21 protein-coding genes are annotated in these 22,288 nt (G+C 42.9%); 8 read left to right on the plus strand and 13 right to left on the minus strand.

Translation table 11 applies throughout. The features are described from left to right. Positions 1–50: 50 nt before the first annotated feature. From ACKPCE_RS13860 to ACKPCE_RS13890, 7 genes are all read right to left on the minus strand, one after another. Positions 51–1,019 carry a permease gene (locus ACKPCE_RS13860; RefSeq protein ID WP_319505620.1) on the minus strand — a complete coding sequence of 323 codons (969 nt, stop codon included), beginning with the start codon at positions 1,017–1,019 and terminating at the stop codon, positions 51–53. 6 nt (positions 1,020–1,025) lie between these two features. Further along, entirely contained in the window at positions 1,026–1,733 is a 708-nt protein-coding gene (locus ACKPCE_RS13865; RefSeq protein WP_319505621.1) for an aromatic aminobenezylarsenical efflux permease ArsG family transporter, read from the minus strand. A 3-nt stretch (positions 1,734–1,736) separates the two neighbouring features. Beyond that, positions 1,737–2,174: a nitrophenyl compound nitroreductase subunit ArsF family protein gene (locus ACKPCE_RS13870; protein ID WP_319505622.1), complete on the minus strand. Its 438-nt coding sequence runs from the start codon at positions 2,172–2,174 to the stop codon at positions 1,737–1,739. A gap of 4 nt (positions 2,175–2,178) precedes the next feature. After that, positions 2,179–2,412 (minus strand): thioredoxin family protein, encoded by a 234-nt coding sequence (locus tag ACKPCE_RS13875; protein ID WP_024995794.1) that lies wholly within the window; start codon positions 2,410–2,412, stop codon positions 2,179–2,181. Between the two features lie 17 nt (positions 2,413–2,429). Beyond that, complete coding sequence (gene arsB, locus ACKPCE_RS13880; protein WP_276962231.1) at positions 2,430–3,470, minus strand: ACR3 family arsenite efflux transporter; 1,041 nt, start codon at positions 3,468–3,470, stop codon at positions 2,430–2,432. A 12-nt stretch (positions 3,471–3,482) separates the two neighbouring features. Next, positions 3,483–3,938 (minus strand): arsenate reductase ArsC, encoded by a 456-nt coding sequence (locus ACKPCE_RS13885; RefSeq protein ID WP_319505623.1) that lies wholly within the window; start codon positions 3,936–3,938, stop codon positions 3,483–3,485. A gap of 95 nt (positions 3,939–4,033) precedes the next feature. Further along, the gene (locus ACKPCE_RS13890; protein WP_024995796.1) at positions 4,034–4,357 is read right to left on the minus strand and encodes an ArsR/SmtB family transcription factor; all 324 of its coding nucleotides are present in this window, start codon (positions 4,355–4,357) and stop codon (positions 4,034–4,036) included. Between the two features lie 157 nt (positions 4,358–4,514). Between ACKPCE_RS13890 and ACKPCE_RS13895 the strand changes: the two genes are divergently transcribed. After that, on the plus strand, positions 4,515–5,603 hold the full coding sequence (locus ACKPCE_RS13895) for an AAA family ATPase (protein ID WP_319505624.1): 1,089 nt from the start codon (positions 4,515–4,517) through the stop codon (positions 5,601–5,603). A 6-nt stretch (positions 5,604–5,609) separates the two neighbouring features. Then, positions 5,610–6,272, plus strand: coding sequence for a DUF4276 family protein (locus tag ACKPCE_RS13900; protein ID WP_319505625.1), 663 nt, complete (start codon positions 5,610–5,612; stop codon positions 6,270–6,272). A gap of 38 nt (positions 6,273–6,310) precedes the next feature. On the opposite strand, the gene ACKPCE_RS13905 is transcribed toward ACKPCE_RS13900, so the two are convergent. Then, a complete protein-coding gene (locus ACKPCE_RS13905) occupies positions 6,311–6,961 on the minus strand; it encodes an NAD(P)-dependent oxidoreductase (protein ID WP_319505626.1) in 651 nt (216 codons plus the stop codon). 299 nt (positions 6,962–7,260) lie between these two features. On the opposite strand from ACKPCE_RS13905, the gene ACKPCE_RS13910 reads away from it, so the two are divergent. Further along, on the plus strand, positions 7,261–8,172 hold the full coding sequence (locus ACKPCE_RS13910; RefSeq protein ID WP_319505627.1) for a phospholipase A: 912 nt from the start codon (positions 7,261–7,263) through the stop codon (positions 8,170–8,172). Here ACKPCE_RS13910 and ACKPCE_RS13915 read toward each other — a convergent pair. The 3 genes from ACKPCE_RS13915 to ACKPCE_RS13925 all read right to left on the minus strand — a co-directional run bounded on the left by ACKPCE_RS13915 (position 8,144) and on the right by ACKPCE_RS13925 (position 10,531). After that, complete coding sequence (locus ACKPCE_RS13915) at positions 8,144–8,662, minus strand: hypothetical protein (protein WP_319505628.1); 519 nt, start codon at positions 8,660–8,662, stop codon at positions 8,144–8,146. The two genes, ACKPCE_RS13910 and ACKPCE_RS13915, sit on opposite strands and share 29 nt — an antisense overlap. A gap of 17 nt (positions 8,663–8,679) precedes the next feature. Next, positions 8,680–9,213, minus strand: a complete 534-nt coding sequence (locus ACKPCE_RS13920) for a hypothetical protein (RefSeq protein WP_319505629.1) — start codon at positions 9,211–9,213, stop codon at positions 8,680–8,682. A gap of 337 nt (positions 9,214–9,550) precedes the next feature. Then, a complete protein-coding gene (locus tag ACKPCE_RS13925; RefSeq protein WP_319505630.1) occupies positions 9,551–10,531 on the minus strand; it encodes a DUF7833 domain-containing protein in 981 nt (326 codons plus the stop codon). A gap of 196 nt (positions 10,532–10,727) precedes the next feature. Between ACKPCE_RS13925 and ACKPCE_RS13930 the strand changes: the two genes are divergently transcribed. Further along, positions 10,728–11,309 carry a Crp/Fnr family transcriptional regulator gene (locus tag ACKPCE_RS13930; protein WP_319505631.1) on the plus strand — a complete coding sequence of 194 codons (582 nt, stop codon included), beginning with the start codon at positions 10,728–10,730 and terminating at the stop codon, positions 11,307–11,309. Here the strand turns inward: ACKPCE_RS13930 and ACKPCE_RS13935 are convergent. Beyond that, on the minus strand, positions 11,304–14,276 hold the full coding sequence (locus ACKPCE_RS13935) for a two-component regulator propeller domain-containing protein (protein ID WP_319505632.1): 2,973 nt from the start codon (positions 14,274–14,276) through the stop codon (positions 11,304–11,306). The two genes, ACKPCE_RS13930 and ACKPCE_RS13935, sit on opposite strands and share 6 nt — an antisense overlap. 312 nt (positions 14,277–14,588) lie before the next feature. Here ACKPCE_RS13935 and ACKPCE_RS13940 point away from each other — a divergent pair, with 312 nt between their 5' ends. The 4 genes from ACKPCE_RS13940 to ACKPCE_RS13955 all read left to right on the plus strand — a co-directional run bounded on the left by ACKPCE_RS13940 (position 14,589) and on the right by ACKPCE_RS13955 (position 21,254). After that, positions 14,589–17,870 carry a SusC/RagA family TonB-linked outer membrane protein gene (locus ACKPCE_RS13940; protein ID WP_319505633.1) on the plus strand — a complete coding sequence of 1,094 codons (3,282 nt, stop codon included), beginning with the start codon at positions 14,589–14,591 and terminating at the stop codon, positions 17,868–17,870. A 21-nt stretch (positions 17,871–17,891) separates the two neighbouring features. Beyond that, on the plus strand, positions 17,892–19,949 hold the full coding sequence (locus ACKPCE_RS13945; protein ID WP_319505634.1) for a RagB/SusD family nutrient uptake outer membrane protein: 2,058 nt from the start codon (positions 17,892–17,894) through the stop codon (positions 19,947–19,949). Between the two features lie 321 nt (positions 19,950–20,270). Then, positions 20,271–20,813 (plus strand): YiiX/YebB-like N1pC/P60 family cysteine hydrolase, encoded by a 543-nt coding sequence (locus ACKPCE_RS13950; protein ID WP_319505635.1) that lies wholly within the window; start codon positions 20,271–20,273, stop codon positions 20,811–20,813. A 33-nt stretch (positions 20,814–20,846) separates the two neighbouring features. Further along, the gene (locus ACKPCE_RS13955; RefSeq protein ID WP_024997213.1) at positions 20,847–21,254 is read left to right on the plus strand and encodes a DUF4878 domain-containing protein; all 408 of its coding nucleotides are present in this window, start codon (positions 20,847–20,849) and stop codon (positions 21,252–21,254) included. A gap of 56 nt (positions 21,255–21,310) precedes the next feature. Here ACKPCE_RS13955 and ACKPCE_RS13960 read toward each other — a convergent pair whose 3' ends face one another. After that, the gene (locus ACKPCE_RS13960) at positions 21,311–22,204 is read right to left on the minus strand and encodes a helix-turn-helix domain-containing protein (RefSeq protein ID WP_319505636.1); all 894 of its coding nucleotides are present in this window, start codon (positions 22,202–22,204) and stop codon (positions 21,311–21,313) included. Positions 22,205–22,288: the final 84 nt, after the last annotated feature.

A 22,288-nucleotide genomic window follows, 5' to 3' on the forward strand; every position in this document is an offset into this window, starting at 1 on the left:
ATACCCACAAATGGTGATTTTTTATTGTCACATGCAGGCATCCATTCTGTTTATAGAATCGCGTTAAACAGATAACCGGAAATAATGATGAACAACGTAATAACGCCAAAGAAAATGCCTATCAATCGCCAGGTCATCACCTTTTTGAGTAACGTAGCTTCCGGAAGAGATAACCCCACTACCGCCATCATAAACGCCAGAGCCGTACCAATAGGGATTCCTTTACTTACAAACACATCAATAATGGGCACAATACCGGCAGCGTTTGCATACATCGGCACAGCCAGTATCACCGATAAAGGAACCGCATACCAATTGTCTTTCGACATATACTGTTCAAAGAACCCTTCGGGTACAAATCCGTGCATAAAAGCACCGATAGCAATACCTATGAGTATGTACAGCAACACTCCTCTCACAATGCCCCACGCATCCTTCATGATAACAGGCAAGCGTTTCATAAACGGTGTACGCTCAGATTCCCATTCGCCTGCTTCCATATTGGCATTTTGCTGAATCTGCTTCACCCAATCGCTTAGGTATGCTTCCAGTTTAAACCTGCCTAATACAAAACCTCCTATCACACCCAACAAGATGCCGCTAATAACGTAAACAAGTGTTATGCGTAATCCGAAGGTACCCATAAACATAGCTACCGCCACCTCATTCACCAAAGGAGAAGTAATAAGGAAGGCAAACGTTACACCTAAGGGAATACCACCTTTCACAAACCCTATAAACAAGGGGATGGAGGAGCATGAACAAAAAGGAGTAATGGCACCAAACAACGCCGCAAAGAAATATTGCAATCCAAACAGCTTGTGCGTAGTGAGGTAATTACGTAATCGGTCTATCGGAAAATAGGCATTGATAATACCCATCAGCACACTGATAGCAAACAACAGAATCAAAATCTTTATCGTGTCGTAAAAGAAAAAATTCACAGCAGCACCCAAATGCGACTGCGCATCAAGTCCCATGATTGAATATACCAACCAATCAGCAAAATCTTGTATCATACTGTTTTATAAATAATTGATAATGGCGTAATAGATACCTACCACAATAAAAAGCACCGCCACCACCCGGTTAAACCACTTCTGAAAAACCTGTATCCGGTTGTAAAACTTGCCTAGTCCGGCAATGCTGTAAGCCAGTATCCACGCTACAACAATGACCGGCAAGCCGGTTGCCAACGCAAACACTACCGGCAGCAGATAACCACCAGTTTCGGCAGCCGCCATGGGCATGAGCATGCCAAAGTAAAACACGCCGCTTGTGGGACAAAAAGCCAAGGCAAACAATATCCCGAGCAGCAAACTGCCCCAGCTGCCTTTCAAAGCCTGAGTCTTGTCACCAGCCGAAAAGCCAAACTTCGGTAAATTTAGTCGGTTACCAAAAAGCATAAACAACCCGATCAGAATCAGAGCAGGTGCAATAAACACATCGCCATACTTACTTATTGCTTTCTGAATGGCAAACATGCTGGCTCCTTCGCGCAGAATGGGAATAAGGATAAAACCAAGTATTGTGTATGAAATCACCCTTCCCAGCGTATAAAGAATACCACTCCAGAAGATGCGGTTCCGACTCTGAATGTCCTTACTGATAAAACCGATTGCTGTAATGTTGGTCGCCAGCGGACAAGGGCTCACGGCCGTGAGTAACCCCAAGATAAAGGCCGTGAGTACAGGGAGATTGCTGTTTTCCAATAATGATTGCAAAAACTCCATCACCTATTTCTGTTTAAGTAACTCGTCAATCTTCTTTTTCAATCCTGCTTTAAACTGAGCCGGCGAATTTTTGGCATACGAGAAGGCAAACTCAGTAAGGTTATTCTTCGTTTCCTTACCCTTCTTCCATCCGTTTACAAACAAAGAAGACCAACTTACTTCGTACTTATCGGCTACCTTTTCATTGACCGGCTGCGAAATATCAATAATGCGGTATTGAATTTTACCACTTTTTACCTCATTGACAAAATACGTGTCGAGCACCTCTTTGGTTGCTTTTTCAATGGCACGACAGGTTACACAACGCTGCTTCCCATGAAAGTACATCACCTCCACCCTATCTTTGGCAACCGTGTTTTTTTGCGGACCGGCTGCCTGTGTCTTTCCACTATAGGCAATCATCATGACGCTCAAGAGCGCAAATACAACTAGCTTTTTCATCGTCTTATTTGGTTAACAGGTTCTTCACCTCATCTACAGATAACTTTTTGCCTTTGGCAACCACTTTACCATCTACCACCAAAGCCGGAAGCGACAATACATTATACTCCATGATTTTGAGCATATCTTCCTCTTTTACTACCTGTGCATCGAGGTTTAACTCCTTCACAGCTTGTTCTGTTGCGCTAAACAAAGCTTTGCAACTGGCACAACCCGTACCTAAAACTTTAATTTCCATAGTCTGAATCAATTTATTTATTCTTTAAAATATTTCCTTGTATTATTGGCTATCTTCACCAATGCCAGCATCACCGGCACCTCAACCAGTACACCCACTACCGTGGCCAACGCAGCGCCCGACTGTAAGCCAAACAGTGAAATGGCCACTGCCACAGCAAGTTCAAAGAAGTTGCTTGCCCCAATCATACCTGCCGGAGCAGCTACATCATGCGGCAGATGCCATGCCTTTGACCATCCGTAGGCAATAAAGAAGATGAGGAACGTTTGCAGCACCAACGGAACGGCTATCAGCAATATGTGCAGTGGATTGGCCAAAATCGTTTCACCCTGAAAAGAGAAGAGAATGATCAGTGTTAGCAACAACCCTCCGATGGTGAAGTTATCGAACTTCTTCACAAATACATTATTGAAGTAATCGGCTCCCTTATGCTTCACTACCGAAATGCGAGTGAGTACGCCCGCTCCCAAAGGAATCACCACAAAGAGCAGTACGGAAAGTAACAGCGTGTCCCAGGGAATTTCAATTCCACCCACACCCAGCAGAAAAGCTACGATGGGGGCAAACGCAACTAAAATAATCAGGTCGTTCACCGCTACCTGCACCAAGGTGTAAGCTGCGTTTCCTTTTGTAAGATAACTCCACACAAACACCATGGCCGTGCACGGAGCAGCTCCCAGCAGCACAGCTCCGGCCAAGTATTCATCGGCTAAAGCATCGGGAATCCACGTCTTAAAAATCACATAAAAGAACAACCATGCAATGCCGAACATGGTAAAAGGTTTGATGAGCCAATTGGTAATGCACGTCACCAGAATGCCTCGAGGACGCTTACCTACCCCCTTCACACTCTGAAAGTCGACTTTCAGCATCATGGGGTAAATCATCAACCAAATAAGTAATGCCACAGGAATGGACACGTTGGCATACTCAAACAAGCTCAGCGTTTGAGGAACCACCGGAAACCACTGTCCGATGGCTATACCCGCCACAATACACAACGCCACCCACAACGTGAGGTAACGTTCAAAAAAGCCAATGCCTTGTTTCTTTTCCATCACCCAAAGCTGTTAACAAGTTCCCCCGCAAGAGCAAGAAGGCAATTCCTGTTTCCTGATCTGGGTGATGTAGAACTCCTGAAAACCTTTTTTGATTTCATCACGCACCCTGCGAAATTCGCTCTCAATAAATTCGGGTGTGCCGGTAGCATGTGAAGGGTCATCGAATCCGATGTGCAAACGGTGGTTCACCTTACCTACGAACATCGGACAATTTTCATTAGCCCCACCGCATACGGTAATTACATAATCCCACTCTTCACCCAAATACTTTTCTACCGGGTCCGATGTATGATGCGAAATATCAATGCCAACCTCCGCCATGGCTTTTACCGCACCGGCATTGAGTTTTCCGCTCGCCTGAGTACCGGCAGAACATACTGTGATATTTTTATCGAATGATTGCAAGAAGCCGTGCGCCATTTGGCTGCGACAGCTGTTTCCTGTACAAAGAATCAAAACTTTCATGTTATAATCTTCTTATTGGTTTATAAAAAAATACATCATTATAATTCTCACATTTCAGTTCGTAATATTACGAACATACTACACAAAAAAAGGACTTAGTCACACCGGCACTTCTCACCGTTATAAATACGGAAGAACTCACCGAATATGCTTTTTGCCAGATTCCAGTTATCTCGTTGAATGCAGTACTTCACCTTAGGCGCTTCAATTTCGCCCTGAATGAGTCCCGCCTCTTTCAATTCTTTCAAATGCTGTGACACCGTAGCTTTGGCAATGGGCAACACTTCGTGAATATCGCCAAAGAAGCACGTGTCTTGCGAAGCCAAGAACTCCAGTATGGCAATTCTTGCCGGGTTTGACAATGCTTTTGCAAACCGTGCAATTTCAATTTGTTTATCGGTATATTTCTGACCTGCCATTTTTATAGTCCCCATTTGTTGTTCGCAAATATACGAACTGATTTTTAAAATGCAAGAAATGAGAGATTATTTATTTCAATATTAAACCATAAGATTGTGATAATCGAACAATTATCTTACTTTTGTAAACTGTACAAAACTAATAATCTATCATTAAATGATAAAGACAATTGTCATCAAAGGCTATAAATCAATTAAGGAACAAACTGTTGATTTACTACCCATAAACATTTTAATAGGCGGAAACGGAATTGGTAAAAGCAATTTTATTTCAATCTTTACGCTTATACGCAATCTGTATGAACAAAACCTACAACACTATATTCTAACCAAAGGTGGTGCAGACAGTTTGCTGTACATGGGTAAAAAAGTAACTGATCATCTATCATTTGATTTATACTTCTCAAACCCTGAATGTGAAGCACACAATCGCTTCATCGTTGAATTAAAAGAAGCGCAAGATTCATTATTTATACAGCAAGTTGAAACAGCATTCAAGAGCGGAACTACATGGCATAAGCAAGTGCACGAAACTGATACCAAAGAATCATCTTTTAAAGATGATCATCGAGGACAGGCCTTTTATGTTAATAACCTTTTGCACGAATTTGAAGTTTATCATTTTCACGATACCGGTGATCGTTCCCCTATGAAAGGGCTATGTAGGGTTGATGACAATGTAGCCTTGAAAAACAACGGCTCAAATATTGCAGCCTTCCTGTATTTTCTTCAGGAAAAACATCCCAAGCATTTTGTTCGTATTGTAAAAACCATCGCTTCCGTTTCTCCTTTTTTTGAAGGCTTCAATTTAAAGCCCAATCGTCTGAACGAACAACTCATTCAATTGGAATGGAAACAAAAAGAAGCAATAGGAAGTTACTTCAATGCCTATCAATTGTCAGATGGCACCCTTCGGTTTATCTGTCTTGCAACCTTATTGCTGCAACCTAAATTACCAAAAACAATTATTATTGATGAGCCTGAACTGGGGCTGCATCCGGTAGCCATCAATAAACTTTCTGCATTAATAAAAAAAGCATCTTTAGAGTCTCAAATTATCATCTCAACGCAATCAATGAATTTGGTAGATAATTTTAATCCGCAAGACATTCTTGTTGTCGACCGAAAAGAAAATGCAACTGTATTTAATCGATTGAATCCCGAAGAACTCAGCAGTTGGTTGGAAGATTACAGTTTGGGTGAAATTTGGGAGAAAAACATTATCGGCGGACAACCATTAGATTAAAGAAGCATGAAAAGAGTCATATTTATAGTTGAAGGCGATACTGAAATTAGTTTTATTCAGAAATGCATCATGCCGTATTTATATCAAAAAGGATTCACCAATCCGATGAATGCACAAAAGATTATCACAAACAGAAAAAAGAATAAAAAAGGAGGTAATGTTGCTTTTGAATATTTAAAGAATGATATTGAACGAGTAGCAGCCACTAGGAATGTATTGATTACTACTTTTCTTGACTTCTTCAGACTTCCAACAGATTTTCCAGGATATACCACTGATAGTTTAAAAATAGAGCAAATAGAAGAAGCTGTACGAGAGAATATATCATCCATTATTGATAGAGCTAAATTTCTACCCTACATTCAGCGACACGAAATAGAAGCTTTAATGTATACCAACATGGATGGTTTCAATTACGTGGTTGACAAGGAAGAATCTCTGAATAAATTAAAGGAAATCATTAACCAATATGCCAATCCCGAGGATATTAATAGTGGTTCAGAAACTGCTCCATCAAAACGTCTGATGAAAATATTTCCCTACCAGAAAACTACTGATGGAGAAATAATTCTTGAAGCATTACCCATAGATGATATACGATCCAAGTGTCCTCGTTTCAATGAGTGGCTGGAGAATTTAGAAAATGGAATAAGAGAAGATCATTTCTGATTTCTTTATTCCACTTTCTGCAATAAAATGCTAACTCATCAATATCCAATAGTAAATCGTTCCCGGTGATGATTCTCCTCGTCCAACTCATTAACCATAGCCAGTGCATAGTCACCTACGGTGATGCGGCTTTGTCCGTCGGCATCCACAATCAAATCATCTTTCCCTAAACGATAGACGCCGGTTGCATCACCCGGTTCTAAATTGCCTGCAGGTGAAAAGAACACCCAATCGACCTCCTTCTCATTCATCAGCGTACCAAGATAAAATTCACCCAATGACTTTACGCCGGGCATAATTTCTTGGGGTAGCACACCGGCATCAACCAGTCGCACACCCGGAGCACAGAACAAGGTACCGGCACCCCCTACGCACAAAAGGCGCTTTACCCCCGATTGCCTTACCGCCTCTAGTATAGACGTATTATTACGCAACGTATCTTCGTATATATTTGGGTTCGTCCACCCGGGGTTGTAAGCGCTCACCACCGCATCTTTCCCTTTGCAAAGGTTTGCTACCTGCTCCACATCAGCTACATCGGCCATTACAACCTCCAGTTGATCACTTTGAGCACTTATTTTATCGGGATTGCGTACCAAAGCCGTAACCCGATGGCCTCTTTTGAGCAATTCATTCAATAACGCAGTTCCCACAAAACCACTCGCTCCAATCAATACAACATTTTTCATACTCTATGTTTTTAAATTAATACTTTCTATTTTTAATAAAACAACTACGTTCATACTTTGGATCAAAAGTATAGAGTTTCTTTGGTACACACAAGAAGTTTCCTTACACTCACGTACTAACTTCCATGATACCTTTGCCTGTTTAAAAGCTATCACGCACAAAAGATTAATAATAATTAACCCAAACGGTAGCGCACGAAAACAAGGCATAAACATCTCCTGACTTTTGGAGCATTATTCAGGAATAAACGAGCTTTTAACATCGGGTTAAAAGAATGATCTTTGCCGAAAAATAAAAGATGAAAAGAGAGCTATTATTCGTTATCCCTTTGCTATTTGCAGCCATTACCTCACAAGCACAAAGTTACAATAACCTCAACAACCTTATCAACCGCGACAGTTTGGAAAAGAATTTAGATAACGCCATCGGCAGTACCATTCTTTCCGAGAAAAAACAGATAGAGACCAGCAGCAAAGACGTGCAAATGATGCTCGATGCACAAGCTCCATTCGGCATCTTCAAAGACTGCTATTTTGCCACAGGAGTTCCTCTCAACAAACAAATAAATAAGGAATCGGCAGATGCTATCTTTCAGCTCAGCATACGTCATCGCATCACGAAAAGCCACCTCCCGTTCAACTCATTTGCCTATATCACCTTCACACAGAAAGCTTTTTGGGATATATACAAAAAATCGAGCCCTTTCAGAGACCTCAACTACAATCCGGGCATCGGATTCGGTAAATATATTATCCGAAACAACAAACTGGTTGGTGCTGTTTTTGCACAGATAGAACATGAGTCGAACGGCAAGGATGAAGAAGATTCGCGTAGCTGGAATTTTATGAGCATCGCCTACAAATACTTTTTCAACCCGCGTTTATCCACCCATACCAAGGTGTGGATTCCTCTTGAAATCAGCAGTGACAATAGTCATCTTCTTCGATACAGAGGGTTCGGCACATTTTCTATCAACTACCTGAGCCGCAATAACAGGTGGTGGAGCACTGCTGAAATAAACCCCAGAAGAGGATGGGGCAATGTGAACACCACCCTGAGTGTAGCGTATAAAATCCATAAATCAGACAATCAATACCTGTATGCACGGTTCTTTAACGGTAAAGGCGACAGCTTACTCAACTACGAAGATTATTCCATTAACTTCCGCGTAGGTATTTGCATTAAAGGCGATTTCTACAGCGTGTATTGAAATTCACAGGTAACTTTCTCAAAGCACCTTTGCATTCAGCATATTCAAGCCGTTTGTCGATATACCACAGTAAATCGATGTTGTGTTTTTCAGCAAGAAGAAACAAGCAGATCAACGAACTTTCAACCTTTTCTTGCAACGAAGATACCTTGCGGTTAAAGAATACGCTGAATGCAAAATTAATGTCTTCATTGAAAGATAACTTTCCAATAAAATCTTTTGCCAGAAAATAATCTTTGCGAAAAGATTTATTAATTCCACTCAAATCAAGTTGTTTACGACCTGCCCAATGAAAGAAACAAATAGCCGTGCAAGCCAGCATGTCTTCTCTTGTGTCTTTTACGTAATTTGAAACTAGTTGCCGAGCAATATAGAGATTATATCCGATGCTGCCAAAAAGCAGTTTCCAATTACCCGCAAAGCGAATGTTGTATATCCTGTCACGCAACGCATTCAAATGGCCTGTATCAATCATTTGCATCCGATTCATGTTTATCTGATTTTATATTAATTTATACTTATATATTTCAAGAATTGCGCCGCAATCTCGCCGTGATAATGGTAAATGGGTGTAACCGCCTTGTACCGATAAGGAATGAACTGAAACAATTGAGCGGCAACAAAACGTTTATCAATTGACACAAAGACATCTAACCGGATGTTGCCGCTCGGCTCTACTTTAACATCTTGCAAAGTAGAAAAATCCATTGTTTTGAGGTGTTCATGAAGCCTTTCAAAATCTCTTAAATCAAAGTAGGCAACTGCTTCGTTAACCACTCTATCTGCCGGAGCGTATATCATTTGCTTGCTTTTTACATACAGACGGTACATAACCAAAGCAAACGCTGTTGAAACACACAAAACAAACAACAAAATTAAAAATTCAAACAACGATTTCTCGTTTAACAACAGGTAAAGCAATAGCAAAAGGCTAAACAAGCCATAAGCCCATGAAAAAACCAACTTGTGGTTAGCCTGCTTTATCACTATATTTCTATACAAGGGTAAATACATTACCGCATCCGGAGTCTGATTTTCCATAACTCATTATTGCAAAAATCGTAAAACATTCAAGAAAAAAGAAGGTAACCGACCAATAGTTACCTTCTAAAACAAACTACTCAAGTGCCTATTGGTTGGCAATAATCCTCACGGACATTTTTTCATTGGCACATTACTATGCTTAACTTTGCAAAGGTATTTTATCTACACCTTCAACACAAGCTCTATTTTCCCTGAATAGTAGTTTAAAATTCTGTTTCTGAATATAATTCTCCCAATTGCTCCGAGCACTTTGAAATGTGCCACGAGCAGTTGAGCCAATTGCACCGAGCAGTTGGGTGGATTGCCCCGAGCAATTTGTTGCCGTGCAGGCAAGCTAATATTCCCAGCAGAGCTTCCTTTCATCCCACACCGAAGTCACGGCCGGACGAGGCGGCGCTCCCTCCGGAATGGGCAATCCGCAGTACGTTCGCTGTCCGTCGACCAGCTGTTCAAAGCGGTACACATCCGTGGTAGCGGCCTTTTCAATCACCTCTCGCAAGCGTTTGTTCGTAACAGTGCCCTGACGAATGAAGTTGCTGAAGTACGACTTCACATCGCGCAGCGAACAGATCGTAACCTCCGTTCCCTGCCTCAATACGTGCTCCCTGAAAGTCTTGGAAATAAGCTCCAGGTGTGGCAGGAAAGCACCTCCTAACCCCGAATGCATCGCCTGAAGCTCCAACCACGAACGCTCCCCCAATGCTTCGTTCAACCAACTCTCCCAAAAAGAAGATTTGCTGCCGCTGCTGCTGCTTTCTTTTTCAGAAGCGGTAGCTTCTTTTTCTTTTCTCTTAATTTCTTCTATCCTTTTCTCTTCTATTCTCTTCTCTTCTAGAGATGCCTTTGCAACACGCTCATTATCAACTAGTTGCAAAGTCGTATTTTCGACCTTTTTTGCACTGTTTTTTTCGTTTGTTTCTGTTTTTTGTGCAGCAGAAAATGACGAATTTGTGTTGCTGTTAACTGCTTTTTTGCGGGCAGCTTTTTCCGCTTTGGCATCGCGCGCCTTTCTCTTATTTTCCAACGGTTTCATTCGTTGCTGCAAACCCTTGGAAGTGAAACGTCCGTCATCAGTCAGCACAAATAAGCCGTAATTACAAACCAGTTCTTCCACCCATTGGGTGAACTTGCCCAATTGTTTGGCTAAAGATGGTAACAAAGACAGGGGCATGCAGTAATCGCTCTGCTCGCGAAGATATTCTAACAGCATCCAGTAGGCTCCGTAACCTTCCAAACCTTTGTCGGCAGTAAGAGAAAGCATCTTTGCATTGTTGCGCGCACAGCAATCGTGAAGGAAATATTGACTATTTTTCATGTTTAAAGGATTTAATTATTTTCATTGGCGCAAAGAAAAGAAGTTATTTTCATATAGGTGTAGGACAGGTGTCCTACACCCCCACTTTTTTCTAAATTATTTTGGCCCGCAAGATTGTTTAAGGTTCATTAATTGATCTATATCATTTTTTTTCCTATTTTTGTGCCATAACCTACTATTCAAATCATCTTAAAAAATGGAATTACTCAAAGAAACCGTAGCTGCCGTTGTGAACTCCAGGTTCCCTGAAATGACTCCCGAAGGAAGAAAAATTCTTGAAAATCTGGCAGAACGCCGTGATTTGAATAAGGGTGAAATGCTTATTCATCAGGGACAGGTAAGCAGGCACATCGTTTTTGTGGCGAAAGGCATGTTGCGGCAATATTATTTTAAAAACGGGAAAGAGGTGACCGAACATTTCTCATACGAGGGTTGTATTTTGATGTGCATTGAGAGCTTGCTTAAACAGGAACCTACCCGTTTGGTTGCCGAGGCATTGGAGCCGGCTACGGTGTATTTGTTGCCCTACGACCGACTACTCAAGCTAAGCGAGGACATCAGAGAAATCAATATTTTCTACCGCAAGATTCTGGAATTCTCACTCATCACATCACAAATCAAGGCCGACTCGTGGAGGTTTGAAACGGCTCGCGAACGCTACAACCTGCTGATGAAAACCTATCCGGAGGTTATTAAACGGGCACCGCTATCACACATTGCTTCGTATCTGCTCATGACTCCCGAAACATTAAGCCGCGTAAGAGCAGGCAGTTTATAATACCTCCCGATCCGTTTTAGGCTGGTATCTTTTAAGATATTCTTTGGGTTGCATTCCGTAATTGTTTTTAAAGCAACGACTAAAGTATTTAGGGTCATTGAATCCTACGGCATAAGCCAAGTCAGAAATACGTATGCCGGGTTGTTCCTGCATAATTTGGCAGGCAGCCTTCAGTCGTATGCTCTGAATAAACCCGGAGAGATTCATTCCGGTAAGTTCTTTAAGCCGGGTATAGAGGGTGGTTTTGCTGGTCGACATAGCCTCAACAAATTCAGACACTCCAAACGCAGAATCCGTCATGTGTTTCTTCACACAGTCAATGGCCTGTTCAAGGAAAAGTTCATCCGACCCGGGCACACGAATGTTATCAACCTCAACAACCATCTTCCTCTCCTTCTCGTTTTTATTATAGGCTTCCATTACATGTATGCGAAGCGAATTTTTAAGCGTTATGCGACGTTTTACATCTTGCCACACATAATAGGCGAAAAGCGTTAATAAGAACGTGTAAAGGGTGTAAGCCCACCACGTAGCCCACCAGGGCGACAATACTTTGATGTTAAGCTGCCTCACATCGCTCCAATCACCATTTTCATTGGTTGCCTTAATCAGGAACCGATAGTTGCCCGAAGGCAGGTTGTTATACTCTGCCAATCGATGGGTTCCGTCGGTGTACTTCCAATCGTCATCCCTGCTCTCAAGCTTATAGGCGTATTTGTTAAGCAGCGGATTGTTGTAGGTTAGCGAAGCAAACTCAATTCTTACATCGTTATATTCAAACGGAACGGTAATGCTTTCTGCAAATTCCGAACTATATGCTGATATTTTTCTCCTCTTATCAGCAGGCAGCTGACTCAATTTTCGCCCGCGTATGTAAATTTCAGTCAACTGAAGGTTCACATTCTGCGACACATTCTTTAGTTCTTCGGGCACAAAACTGATGAAGCCTTTGGTGGAACCAAAATACAATTTGTGCTGAAAATGACAGGAACTATTGGGAATAAAATAATTATCTTGCAGTCCGTCACCCGTGGTAAAAATACGTATTCGGGTTGCAGCATCGTCTCCGGGCGAGCTGACGCGCACCAATCCGCTATTCGTACCCAGCCAAAGATTACCGCTTTCATCTTCCTCGATGCTGCTGACCATATCTCCGGGAAGATTATAGGCCAGATGCTTATCAACAAAGGTATCCGACGAAGGGTCGTACAGACACAGTCCGGAGCCTTCCGTACCCGCCCATAATTGATTCTTTGAATCGATAAAAAGGCACAAAACATGTTTAGCCGAAAGCGTGCCACGAGCCGGATTATAGACGTGTGTCTTAGCCTGTTGCAGCGCACGAGGGTTTGCTTCCACCCGTATAATTCCCTGGGTAGAGGTAGCCATCCACAAATGGTTCTGATGGTCTGTAATAACATCACGGATATCGGGATCTGCCACTTTATTTGTACCTATAGCAAATAAAGCAACTGACGTTCTGTATCCGTCGGGTGCCATAACCCCCAACCCTCCTTTTGTGGCAATCCAAATATTGCCCTTGTTGTCTTGATGCAAAGCCGTAAGGTGATTTACCGGCAGGAAATGGCAGTTGGTGTATCTGTAATTCTTCACATTCTTTCCTTTTTGGTACACATACAACCCGTCACTGTAACTGGCAAAATAAATGGTGTGGCTACGCCGATCTTTCAATATATCAAAAACGGTCGACATGGACTTTATCTGACCGAATTCTTTGATCTGATTGTACTCCTCGTACTGGTCGGTATCATGAGAATATCGCATTACACCATGATTCTCCACCCCTATCCAACAGTCATCTTGATCTACATAAAGAGAATAGATAGACGTGGCAAACACGCGCCTGGAAGAGCTGATGGTCATATTGTTCTGGAAAAAAGGCTTGCTGGTATTGGTATGAATCACCCCTCCCCCGAGTGATCCTAGCCACATTTTGTTGTTGTTAGCGTCATACAAAACAGCATCAATCTCGGCAGCCGGTAGTTCGTGCGGACTGGCATGTACCTGATAGTTTATGAATTGACCCGGATTTGCGGCATCAGTAATGCTTAACCCTACACTGCTGCCCACCCATAAGGTTTTCGTAAGGGGGTCTTCTGAAATGGCATATACCAAGTTATCTGCCAAACTATTGGGGTTGTGCGCATCATGGGTAAAGGTATCAAAACCGGTGAGCGAACGATTGGCCGCTAAGTGCAACCGATGAAGTCCGTTGGACCATCCCGCAACCCAGATAGTTCCCCGTGAATCTTCAAAAATATAATGTGCCGAGTTTTGCTGGTTGAGCGGAGGATAATGATACATTTTTTGAGTGGTGGGGTTCAAACGATACAACCCACTAGCCCACGTACCAATCCAAACGTCACCGCGAGAGTCTTTCAGCAAGGATTTAACGGTAGTGGGGTTAAAAACTCCTGCTGTATTCTTGGCTGTCAGTTCAATGAAGGTCTGCCTGCTGTATTGATAGCGGTACAAACCGTTTTCGGTGCCTATCAGGGCGTTATCATTATCTAAGATCAGGATGCAGGCTATGTTGTTGCTTTTGGCCTTGGGAATGATGATCTTTTCTATTGCACGCGTTTTCTTATTAAATACATTAAAGCCATTATCCGTACCAATCCACAGTCGGTTGAGTTTATCTTCGGTAATACACTGTATGTTATTTGAGGTCAGTAAACTGGGGTTGTGCAGGTTGGATTTTATTTCCTGTATGCCGTAGCCGTCATACCTGAACAGGCCGTATTTGGTACCAACCCACACAAATCCGTTTGAGTCTTGAAACAGAGTCTGCACATCATTATTGGGAAGTCCGTTGAGAGTGGAGTACTCTTTAAATTGCAAATGTGAAACAATACCTTTGCTTGCAAATAAAGGAGATATTATTAACAGGCAGAGAATATGAACAGATATGCACACGCGGACCGGAAATACAAAAAGTGCTTTCATTGTATACGTTACGTTATTAAAACGTGGCGAAGATACAAAAAACACTTATTACGTGCCAACAATACCGCGTACTTAAAATGAAATAAGCTCTTTGAGCCAAGAAACAATACAGGTATTTCAGCCGTTTTATGGCATATAATGAGGTGGATTTATAATCCGAATAAGGGGAAAAACCATAATTCTACTTTATAGGATTATTTTCAGATATATTATATAATACAATAAGCCTACCTTTACTTAAAATTCAATCGGGGCAGTTACCCCATGGGTTGAAACAAGGTTATATTTTAGTTTAATCTTAAAGTTTATACAATGAAAAAGCAAAGATTCTTTGAAAGACTCGAACTACGTAAAAGAGTGCCTCTCTTTTTACTGGTTTGCATGACTCTTCTTTTGAACATTCAGTTGCTGAATGCTCAAAGTTCCACAATTCAGGTGAAAGGTACCGTAAACGATGGCAGCGACCCTGTTATTGGCGCCAGTGTATTGGTCAAAGGCAGCACGACCAACGGAACCATTACCGACATAAATGGAAACTTCACATTGCAGGTACCTGCCAATGCCACTTTAGTAATCAGCTTTGTTGGTTACAAAACACAAGAAGTTGCGGTTGCCGGAAAAAGCACGCTGGCAATTACTATTAAAGAGGATACCGAAACACTCGACGAAGTAGTCATTGTGGGTTTTGGTACGCAAAAGAAAGTAAACCTTACCGGATCAGTGGGATTGGCTACTGCCAAAGAAATTGAGGCACGTCCCGTAGCCAATGCTACACAGGCGTTGCAAGGTTTGGTTCCGGGTTTACAAATTACCACCAACACCGGCGAATTAGGCAAAAGCATGTCTATCAACATTCGTGGTAATGGTACCATTGGCGACGGATCAAGCGGCAGTCCGCTGATTTTAATTGATGGCATGGAAGGCGATATCAATATGGTTAACCCGCAGGATATTGAGAACATCTCTGTATTGAAAGATGCAGCAGCTTCTTCTATTTACGGTTCACGTGCGCCTTTCGGCGTTATTTTAGTTACTACTAAAAAAGGCCGTACAGATAAGACAACCATCAATTACAACAACAGTTTCCGCATTAACAGTGCAGTGAACCTGCCTGAAATGATGGATTCGTACACGTTTGCCAACTATTTCAATGCGGCAGCACGCAACTCACATTGGGGAGATCAGTTCAGCCAAAGCGTGATGCAACAGATGCTGGACTTTCAAGCTGCCGGAGGAACCAACAAAGGCGGTTTGCAAACAGACGGCAAGGTATGGGGAAAACCAGCTGGTGACCCGTTTACCACTGCTTATGCAAACACTGACTGGTATTCTGAAATATACAAGGATAACAATTTCTCGCAAGAGCATAACCTGAGCGTTAGCGGAGGAAGCAGCAAATTTAATTATTATGCTTCTTTAGGGTACTTGGATCAAAACGGATTGCTTCGTCACGGCTCCGATGAGTTGAAACGCTACAATGCTACAGCCAAGTTCAATGCTGAGTTAAACAAATGGGTTAAGTTCAATTATAGCTTGCGCTTTGTACGTCAGGATTTGGATCGCCCCACTACCTTCGGCGATGGTTTGTACGAAAGAATTGGCCGTCAAACATGGCCTAACCTTCCGGTGTACGACGAAAACGGCTATTACTTCAATAGCAATGCCGACACCCCGGCTATGTCTCTGGCAATGGGTGGTAATTACAACACACAGACCGACAAAACCTACCATCAGGCAGGTTTAGTGTTTGAACCTATTAAGAACTGGGTAACCAATGTAGAGTTCAACTACAGCACCAATTCCGCAGATACACGTGAGGTGACTTTGCCTTATTACAATCACGATGTAGCCGGTAACATTATAGACACCAAAGGTACTTCTAGTTTGTACCAGGATTATAAGAAAGAGAATTATACGAACTGGAATATTTATTCTACTTATTCATTCTCTCTGCAAGATGTTCACAACTTCAAAGTATTGGGTGGTTTCCAATCGGAAGAAATGCGCCAAAAGTTTTTCAAGGTAAAAGGTTACGGTTTGCAGGTGGAAGATCTGCCCGAGCTGGACTTGATATCGAACATCAACGGTGCCGGAGAAGATAAGGTTCCCGAAGTAGGTGGTTACCGTAACGAATGGGCTACTGCCGGTTTCTTCGGCAGGGTAAACTACGACTATCAGGGTCGTTACCTGGCTGAGGTAAACTTGCGTTATGACGGTGCGTCTCGTTTCCGTAGAGGAAATCGCTGGCAAACATCTCCCTCATTCTCTTTGGGATACAACATTGCACAAGAAAGCTTCTGGGAAGATTTTGCCAAGACATGCAACCAATTGAAACTTCGTTTTTCGTATGGTGAGCTGGGTAATATGAACACAACAGGCTGGTATCCTACGTATCGTACCATGACTCTGGGACAAGCTAACGGAAACTGGCTACAAAACGGCGTGAAACCCAATACGGCTTATGTGGGTAGCCTCATCAGTACTGCCCTGTCTTGGGAGAAGGTACGTACTTATAATGTGGGACTTGATTTCGGTCTCTTTGACAACCGCCTAACCGGTTCGCTCGATGCGTATGTGCGTTACACTGACAACATGGTAGGCCCTTCTGTAGAACTTCCTGCCACATTGGGTATTGCTGCTCCTAAAACAAATAACTGCGATTTAAAAACCAAAGGATGGGAATTAACCATCGGGTGGCAAGATCGTACCAAGTTTGGCTTGGGTTATGGTGTTAAGTTCAACGTGTCCGATGCACGTACTTACATTGAAAGCTATCCGGGTAACCCCACCAACTCTATCTCTTCTTACGTAGCCGGTCGTGAAATTGGCGAAATCTGGGGTTTTGAAACCGTAGGCATTGCCAAAACAGACGCTGAAATGCAAGCGCATTTGGAGAAGGTAGGCGGACAACCGCTTGGCAGTGAGTGGACTGCCGGAGATATTATGTATGCTGATTTAGATGGAAAACCGGGTATTACCAAAGGCTCACAAACAGTGAATGACCATGGCGACCTGAAGGTGATTGGTAACAATACACCGCGTTATCACTTCGGACTCGACCTGAATGCAAATTTCAAAGGTTTCGATGTCCGTGCTTTATTCCAAGGCGTAATGAAACGTGATTACTGGCAGGGTTCAAACATGTTCTGGGGTGCCGATGCAACCTGGGGTATGTGGTGGTCAACCGGTTTAAAGGAACATCAAGACTATTTCCGCTCGGAAGCAATCGGTTTAGCCGGACATGAAATTGCTCCCAACACTGACTCATACTACCCGCGTCCTATATTCAACACCACTAAAAACCAAGAGGTGCAAACTCGTTACATGCAGAATGCAGCTTACATCCGTTTGAAGAACTTACAGATTGGTTATACCATTCCGGCTTCTTTGGTTCGTAAAGCAGGCATTACCAATTGCCGTGTCTTTGTATCGGGCGAAAACTTGTGGACAGGTACCAACTTAACCAAACTGTTCGACCCCGAAACCCTGAACGGTGGAAATACCAGCAGCAATGCAGCTGCACCAATCAAGAGCGGTGGTAATGCTTATCCGCTTCTTAAAACTTGGTCGGTAGGACTTAGCGTTTCACTTTAAACCACTAAAATAAGGAATATCATGAAATCGAATTATAAATATATATTCAAGACTTTGATGGCAATGAGCATTGCCGTTGCAACTACGTCATGCGAGGATTTCCTTGACAGAGAGCCCATGTCAACCATTTCTCCCGAGACCTATTTCTCCACAGCGGCACAGCTGGAAGCTAACCTGAATGATGAATATCCCAACATTCTGCCTTCATTCGGTCAGTGGGGTTACGGCGTCTTTGGCGAGGATAAAGGAACCGACAACCAGATAGAAGTAACTGCCAACGATCGCTATACCGCAGATCGCTGGAAGGTACCTCATAGTGAAAGTGACAACTGGAAGTTTGAGCGTATCTACCGCGTGAACTTCTTTTTATCCGAAACACTTCCCAAATTTGGTGACGACCTAAGCGGTGCAAAGAATACTATTTCAGGTAGTATACCTACTATTAAGCACTACATTGGTGAAATGTATTTTTTACGTGCCTATGAATACTTCAAGAAGCTTCAGCTTTTTGGTGACTTCCCTATCATAGAAACACCACTTACCGATGATGCCACAGCACTTCGTGAAGCAAGCAAACGTGCTCCGCGCAATGAAGTAGCTCGTTTCATTCTTGCAGATCTCGACAGGGCTTACAGTTACATGAGTGATGTTGATTTGGCTACTACTCGCATAAATAAAGATTTGGCCATGTTGGTAAAATCTCGTGTGGCATTGTTTGAAGGTAGCTGGTTGAAGAACTTCAAAGGTACGGCATTTGTGCCCGGCGGCGAAGGATGGCCGGGAGCCGAGATGTACAGCAACTATCAGTACCCAAGCGGAAGCATTGACAACGAAGTGAAATATTTCTTGGAACAAGCTGTGGCTGCTGCTAAAATTGTAGGCGATAAGTACAAAGGTAGTCTCACTCAAAACACCGGTGTGCTACAGCAATCGGCAACAGATCCGGCCAATCCTTATTTTGATATGTTTGCGCAAGAAGACCTTTCAAAGGTTTCCGAAGTACTTCTTTGGCGTCAATATGCACGCGGACTGGCTACTCATAACATTAACTCGGCAGCCGGACGCGGTAATTACCGTATCGGTTTAACACGCGGATTGGTACAAAACTTCCTGATGAAAGACGGTACACCTGTTTATACTCACGGAACATACGCCAACGGTGACGGTTACTACATGGGTGATAAAACCATTGCAGATGTGAAAGCAAACCGTGACTCTCGATTAAGCATATTCTTGAAGGAGCCGGGACAGAAAAACATTCTTTTTGAAACCGATAACAACGAAGGTACGGAAGCTGTTATGGTTGAGCCCTATCCTAGCATTACAAACGGTGATGGTGAGCGCGGTTATGCTACCGGCTATGCACTTCGCAAAGGCGGTTCATTCAATCGCAAACATTATGCAAACGGTGGTGGTTATACGGCTGCCGTATGTTTCAGAGCTGTGGAAGCGTTACTCAACTATATGGAGGCAAGTTACATGCTAACCGGAACACTCGATGCTACTGCCCGTGAGTACTGGACTGCCATTCGCCAACGTGCCAACATCAGTACCGACATTGACAAAACCATTGCCGCTACTAACATGAGCATGGAAGCTGAAAACGACTGGGGAGCTTATACAGCCGGAGCAATCCTGACAGATAAAACCCTTTATAACATACGTCGCGAACGTCGTTGTGAGTTCATGGCCGAAGGTATTCGCTACATGGATCTTCGACGCTGGCGCTCTATGGATCAGTTAGTAAGCACTCCCAGCCACCTGGAAGGCATGCACCTATGGAACACCCCGATGGAAAGCTGGTACCTAAACAGCCAAGGTCAAACAATTCTGGTAGCCGATGGTTCCAACCAAGCCAATGTTTCCTCCAAAGATAAGAGCGAATATTTGCGTCCGTTCGAAAGAACTTCCAGTCAGGCAGCCTACAACGGTTGTACCTGGAAGATGGCGCATTACCTGAATCCTATCATGGTTAAACAATTTCAGCTGACAGCTACTTCAGGTTCAGACGTGTCAACGTCTATACTTTACCAGAATCCGTTCTGGCCTGTTGTAGCAGATCAGACTGCAGAAAAATAGCAAGAAAATACATTTCTTGATTTACATCAAATGTTATCCCGAACAAACTTTTTATCTTTGTATCAGCAATAAGGTATTAAGATTACAAGGAAAAAAAGATTCGTTTTTAGGTAACATTAAATTAAAAGGGCAATGCTGTTGTTGAAACATCATTGCCTTTTTTTGTTTTAAAAAGTTGCATTTAAATATTTTTCCCTATATTTGTTCCCATAGCAACTATGAAAAGGACATGTACCTCTGAAAACAAAAGGATTTCCACATATCATTTTATTGTGTGCTTTGATTACGGCCACGACCGCCTGCCACAAAGGCGACACAACTGTGAAAGCGGTTTTGCCGGCCGATAGCTTGTTGCGTGAAGGCGACCTGGTATTCAGGCGGGGCTCAGGATTGATTAGCCGGGCCGTATTGGCTGCCGATGAAAACGGACAGTTTTCCCACATCGGCATCGTAGTGCGCAACGGCAATCACTGGATGGTGGTGCATGCCGTACCTGGAGAACCAGAATTTAAAGGAGATTCTGACCGGGTAAAAATGGAACCGATAGCCTCCTTCTTCTGTTCGGAAAAGGCTAAAAGCGGAGCAGTAATGCGGGTGAAAGCCGACAGTACCGTGTGCTGCTCAGCTGCCCGAAGAGCGAAGGCGTTGTACCACAAGCGGGTGTTGTTTGACCATGCTTATGATTTACAAGACTCTACGCGCATGTATTGCACGGAACTCATTGAGTATGTGTATCGTTTGGAAAAAGTCGACATATCGGGCGGAAAGCTCACTGCTATACACATTCCGGGATTCAACGGCAATTTCCTGCTGCCGGGAGATGTGCTTCAAAGTAAAAAGCTGACAATGATATATCAGTATTAACTATTTAGTATTAACCTCTAAAAACGAATGCTTATGAAAAAGGGACTCATCTATTTGGGACTGCTGTTTGTTACTACATTGCTTCTGGCTGCCTGCACGGCCAGCTCTCCGGGTGAAGCGGCCAAGAAATATGCCGGTTATATTCAGAAAGGTGAATATGAAAAATTTGCCGATGCCATAGCTCTTGACGAAAAAGCTACTCCCGAAGACAATAAGAAAAACAAAGAAATGGTTGTGGCTCTGCTTAAAGAAAAAGGAGCCAAATCTATTGAAGAGAAAGGTGGCATCAAAACCATTGAGATTCTGTCGGAAACAGTTTCAGAAGACGGCAATACAGCCAAGGTGGTACTAAAACAAACCTACGGCAACGGTGATGCTGAAGATTCTAATTTCGACCTCGTGAAGCAAGACGGAACGTGGAAGATCGTAATGGATAAATAAAATCTCATTCAACCCCAAACCTTGCTGCAAGGGCATGCGTTTGGGGTTGATTGTTTTTATTTCTTTTTGTATTCCTTGGGTGACATGCCGGTGTAATGCTTGAAATACTTGCCAAAGAATGACTGATTGGCAAAGTTTAGTTCTTCTGAAATCTGCTGTATATTCATATCCGATGACTTGAGCAGCGTTTTGGCTTCGAGTATCACAGCCTCATCAATCCAGGTACCTGCCGTTTTACCACTCACCTCTTTCACCGCCCACGACAAATGTTTGGGGGTGATGCAAAGCTTGCGGGCGTAGAAGTTGACACCGCGCTCCTTTTTATACGACAAAGACACTTCTTTCAAAAAGTCCTCAAATATTTCTTGTTGACGAGGTTTATTACGTCCCTCTTCCGCTGCAAAATAAGGCGAACAGAAATTGTACATTTCATATATCATGGCGAGAAAAAGTCCGCGCACTACTTCCCTACGATAGAGGTTGTGACTAATCTTTACCTTTTTCCAAAGAAAGGAGTGGTATTCCAACAAACTATCCAGCTGCTCAGGAGTCAGTGTAATACAAGGATGGCTGCTTATATAAAAGAAGAAGGGCAGTATTTCGTGCAAACGAGGAACTACCCCATCAATGAAGTTTTTAGAGAACACAATGTAAGCTCCCGAAAAATCATCCGACATCTTGAAACACTGTATAATCTGATCGGGCATGGCAATGAACAGCTGTCCTTGTTCAAGCGTGTATTCCTCCAGGTTAATACCCAACCGGCAATTGCCTTTGAGGCAGAGCGCAAAGATAGCCACATCCAGTCTGCTGGGGTAGTCCATCAGCAATACATCATCCAACTTATCGAAGATGGCAAAATCATCATCGATTGTGTTTATTTCAGAAATAATATCCGGCAAACTCTTTAATGTAGGTATGTTCGGATCGAGCAGCTTTGACAAGTCCATGATCTTACTTTTTGCGCAAACATAGGAAAACTTTCTTAATCTACAATAGTTTTATGATCAAATTCCGAAAAATAGAACAATTTA

It is taken from the genome of Bacteroides graminisolvens, from assembly GCF_963666085.1.
Lineage (GTDB): Bacteria > Bacteroidota > Bacteroidia > Bacteroidales > Bacteroidaceae > Bacteroides > Bacteroides graminisolvens.

What these genes read in the sequence shown, in the direction of transcription:
- ACKPCE_RS13860 (WP_319505620.1), bottom strand. Translation starts at nt 1,019, where the DNA reads ATGATACAAGATTTTGCTGATTGGTTGGTATATTCAATCATGGGACTT.
- ACKPCE_RS13865 (WP_319505621.1), bottom strand. Translation starts at nt 1,733, where the DNA reads ATGGAGTTTTTGCAATCATTATTGGAAAACAGCAATCTCCCTGTACTC.
- ACKPCE_RS13870 (WP_319505622.1), bottom strand. Translation starts at nt 2,174, where the DNA reads ATGAAAAAGCTAGTTGTATTTGCGCTCTTGAGCGTCATGATGATTGCC.
- ACKPCE_RS13875 (WP_024995794.1), bottom strand. Translation starts at nt 2,412, where the DNA reads ATGGAAATTAAAGTTTTAGGTACGGGTTGTGCCAGTTGCAAAGCTTTG.
- arsB (WP_276962231.1), bottom strand. Translation starts at nt 3,470, where the DNA reads ATGGAAAAGAAACAAGGCATTGGCTTTTTTGAACGTTACCTCACGTTG.
- ACKPCE_RS13885 (WP_319505623.1), bottom strand. Translation starts at nt 3,938, where the DNA reads ATGAAAGTTTTGATTCTTTGTACAGGAAACAGCTGTCGCAGCCAAATG.
- ACKPCE_RS13890 (WP_024995796.1), bottom strand. Translation starts at nt 4,357, where the DNA reads ATGGCAGGTCAGAAATATACCGATAAACAAATTGAAATTGCACGGTTT.
- ACKPCE_RS13895 (WP_319505624.1), top strand. Translation starts at nt 4,515, where the DNA reads ATGATAAAGACAATTGTCATCAAAGGCTATAAATCAATTAAGGAACAA.
- ACKPCE_RS13900 (WP_319505625.1), top strand. Translation starts at nt 5,610, where the DNA reads ATGAAAAGAGTCATATTTATAGTTGAAGGCGATACTGAAATTAGTTTT.
- ACKPCE_RS13905 (WP_319505626.1), bottom strand. Translation starts at nt 6,961, where the DNA reads ATGAAAAATGTTGTATTGATTGGAGCGAGTGGTTTTGTGGGAACTGCG.
- ACKPCE_RS13910 (WP_319505627.1), top strand. Translation starts at nt 7,261, where the DNA reads ATGAAAAGAGAGCTATTATTCGTTATCCCTTTGCTATTTGCAGCCATT.
- ACKPCE_RS13915 (WP_319505628.1), bottom strand. Translation starts at nt 8,662, where the DNA reads ATGAATCGGATGCAAATGATTGATACAGGCCATTTGAATGCGTTGCGT.
- ACKPCE_RS13920 (WP_319505629.1), bottom strand. Translation starts at nt 9,213, where the DNA reads ATGGAAAATCAGACTCCGGATGCGGTAATGTATTTACCCTTGTATAGA.
- ACKPCE_RS13925 (WP_319505630.1), bottom strand. Translation starts at nt 10,531, where the DNA reads ATGAAAAATAGTCAATATTTCCTTCACGATTGCTGTGCGCGCAACAAT.
- ACKPCE_RS13930 (WP_319505631.1), top strand. Translation starts at nt 10,728, where the DNA reads ATGGAATTACTCAAAGAAACCGTAGCTGCCGTTGTGAACTCCAGGTTC.
- ACKPCE_RS13935 (WP_319505632.1), bottom strand. Translation starts at nt 14,276, where the DNA reads ATGAAAGCACTTTTTGTATTTCCGGTCCGCGTGTGCATATCTGTTCAT.
- ACKPCE_RS13940 (WP_319505633.1), top strand. Translation starts at nt 14,589, where the DNA reads ATGAAAAAGCAAAGATTCTTTGAAAGACTCGAACTACGTAAAAGAGTG.
- ACKPCE_RS13945 (WP_319505634.1), top strand. Translation starts at nt 17,892, where the DNA reads ATGAAATCGAATTATAAATATATATTCAAGACTTTGATGGCAATGAGC.
- ACKPCE_RS13955 (WP_024997213.1), top strand. Translation starts at nt 20,847, where the DNA reads ATGAAAAAGGGACTCATCTATTTGGGACTGCTGTTTGTTACTACATTG.
- ACKPCE_RS13960 (WP_319505636.1), bottom strand. Translation starts at nt 22,204, where the DNA reads ATGGACTTGTCAAAGCTGCTCGATCCGAACATACCTACATTAAAGAGT.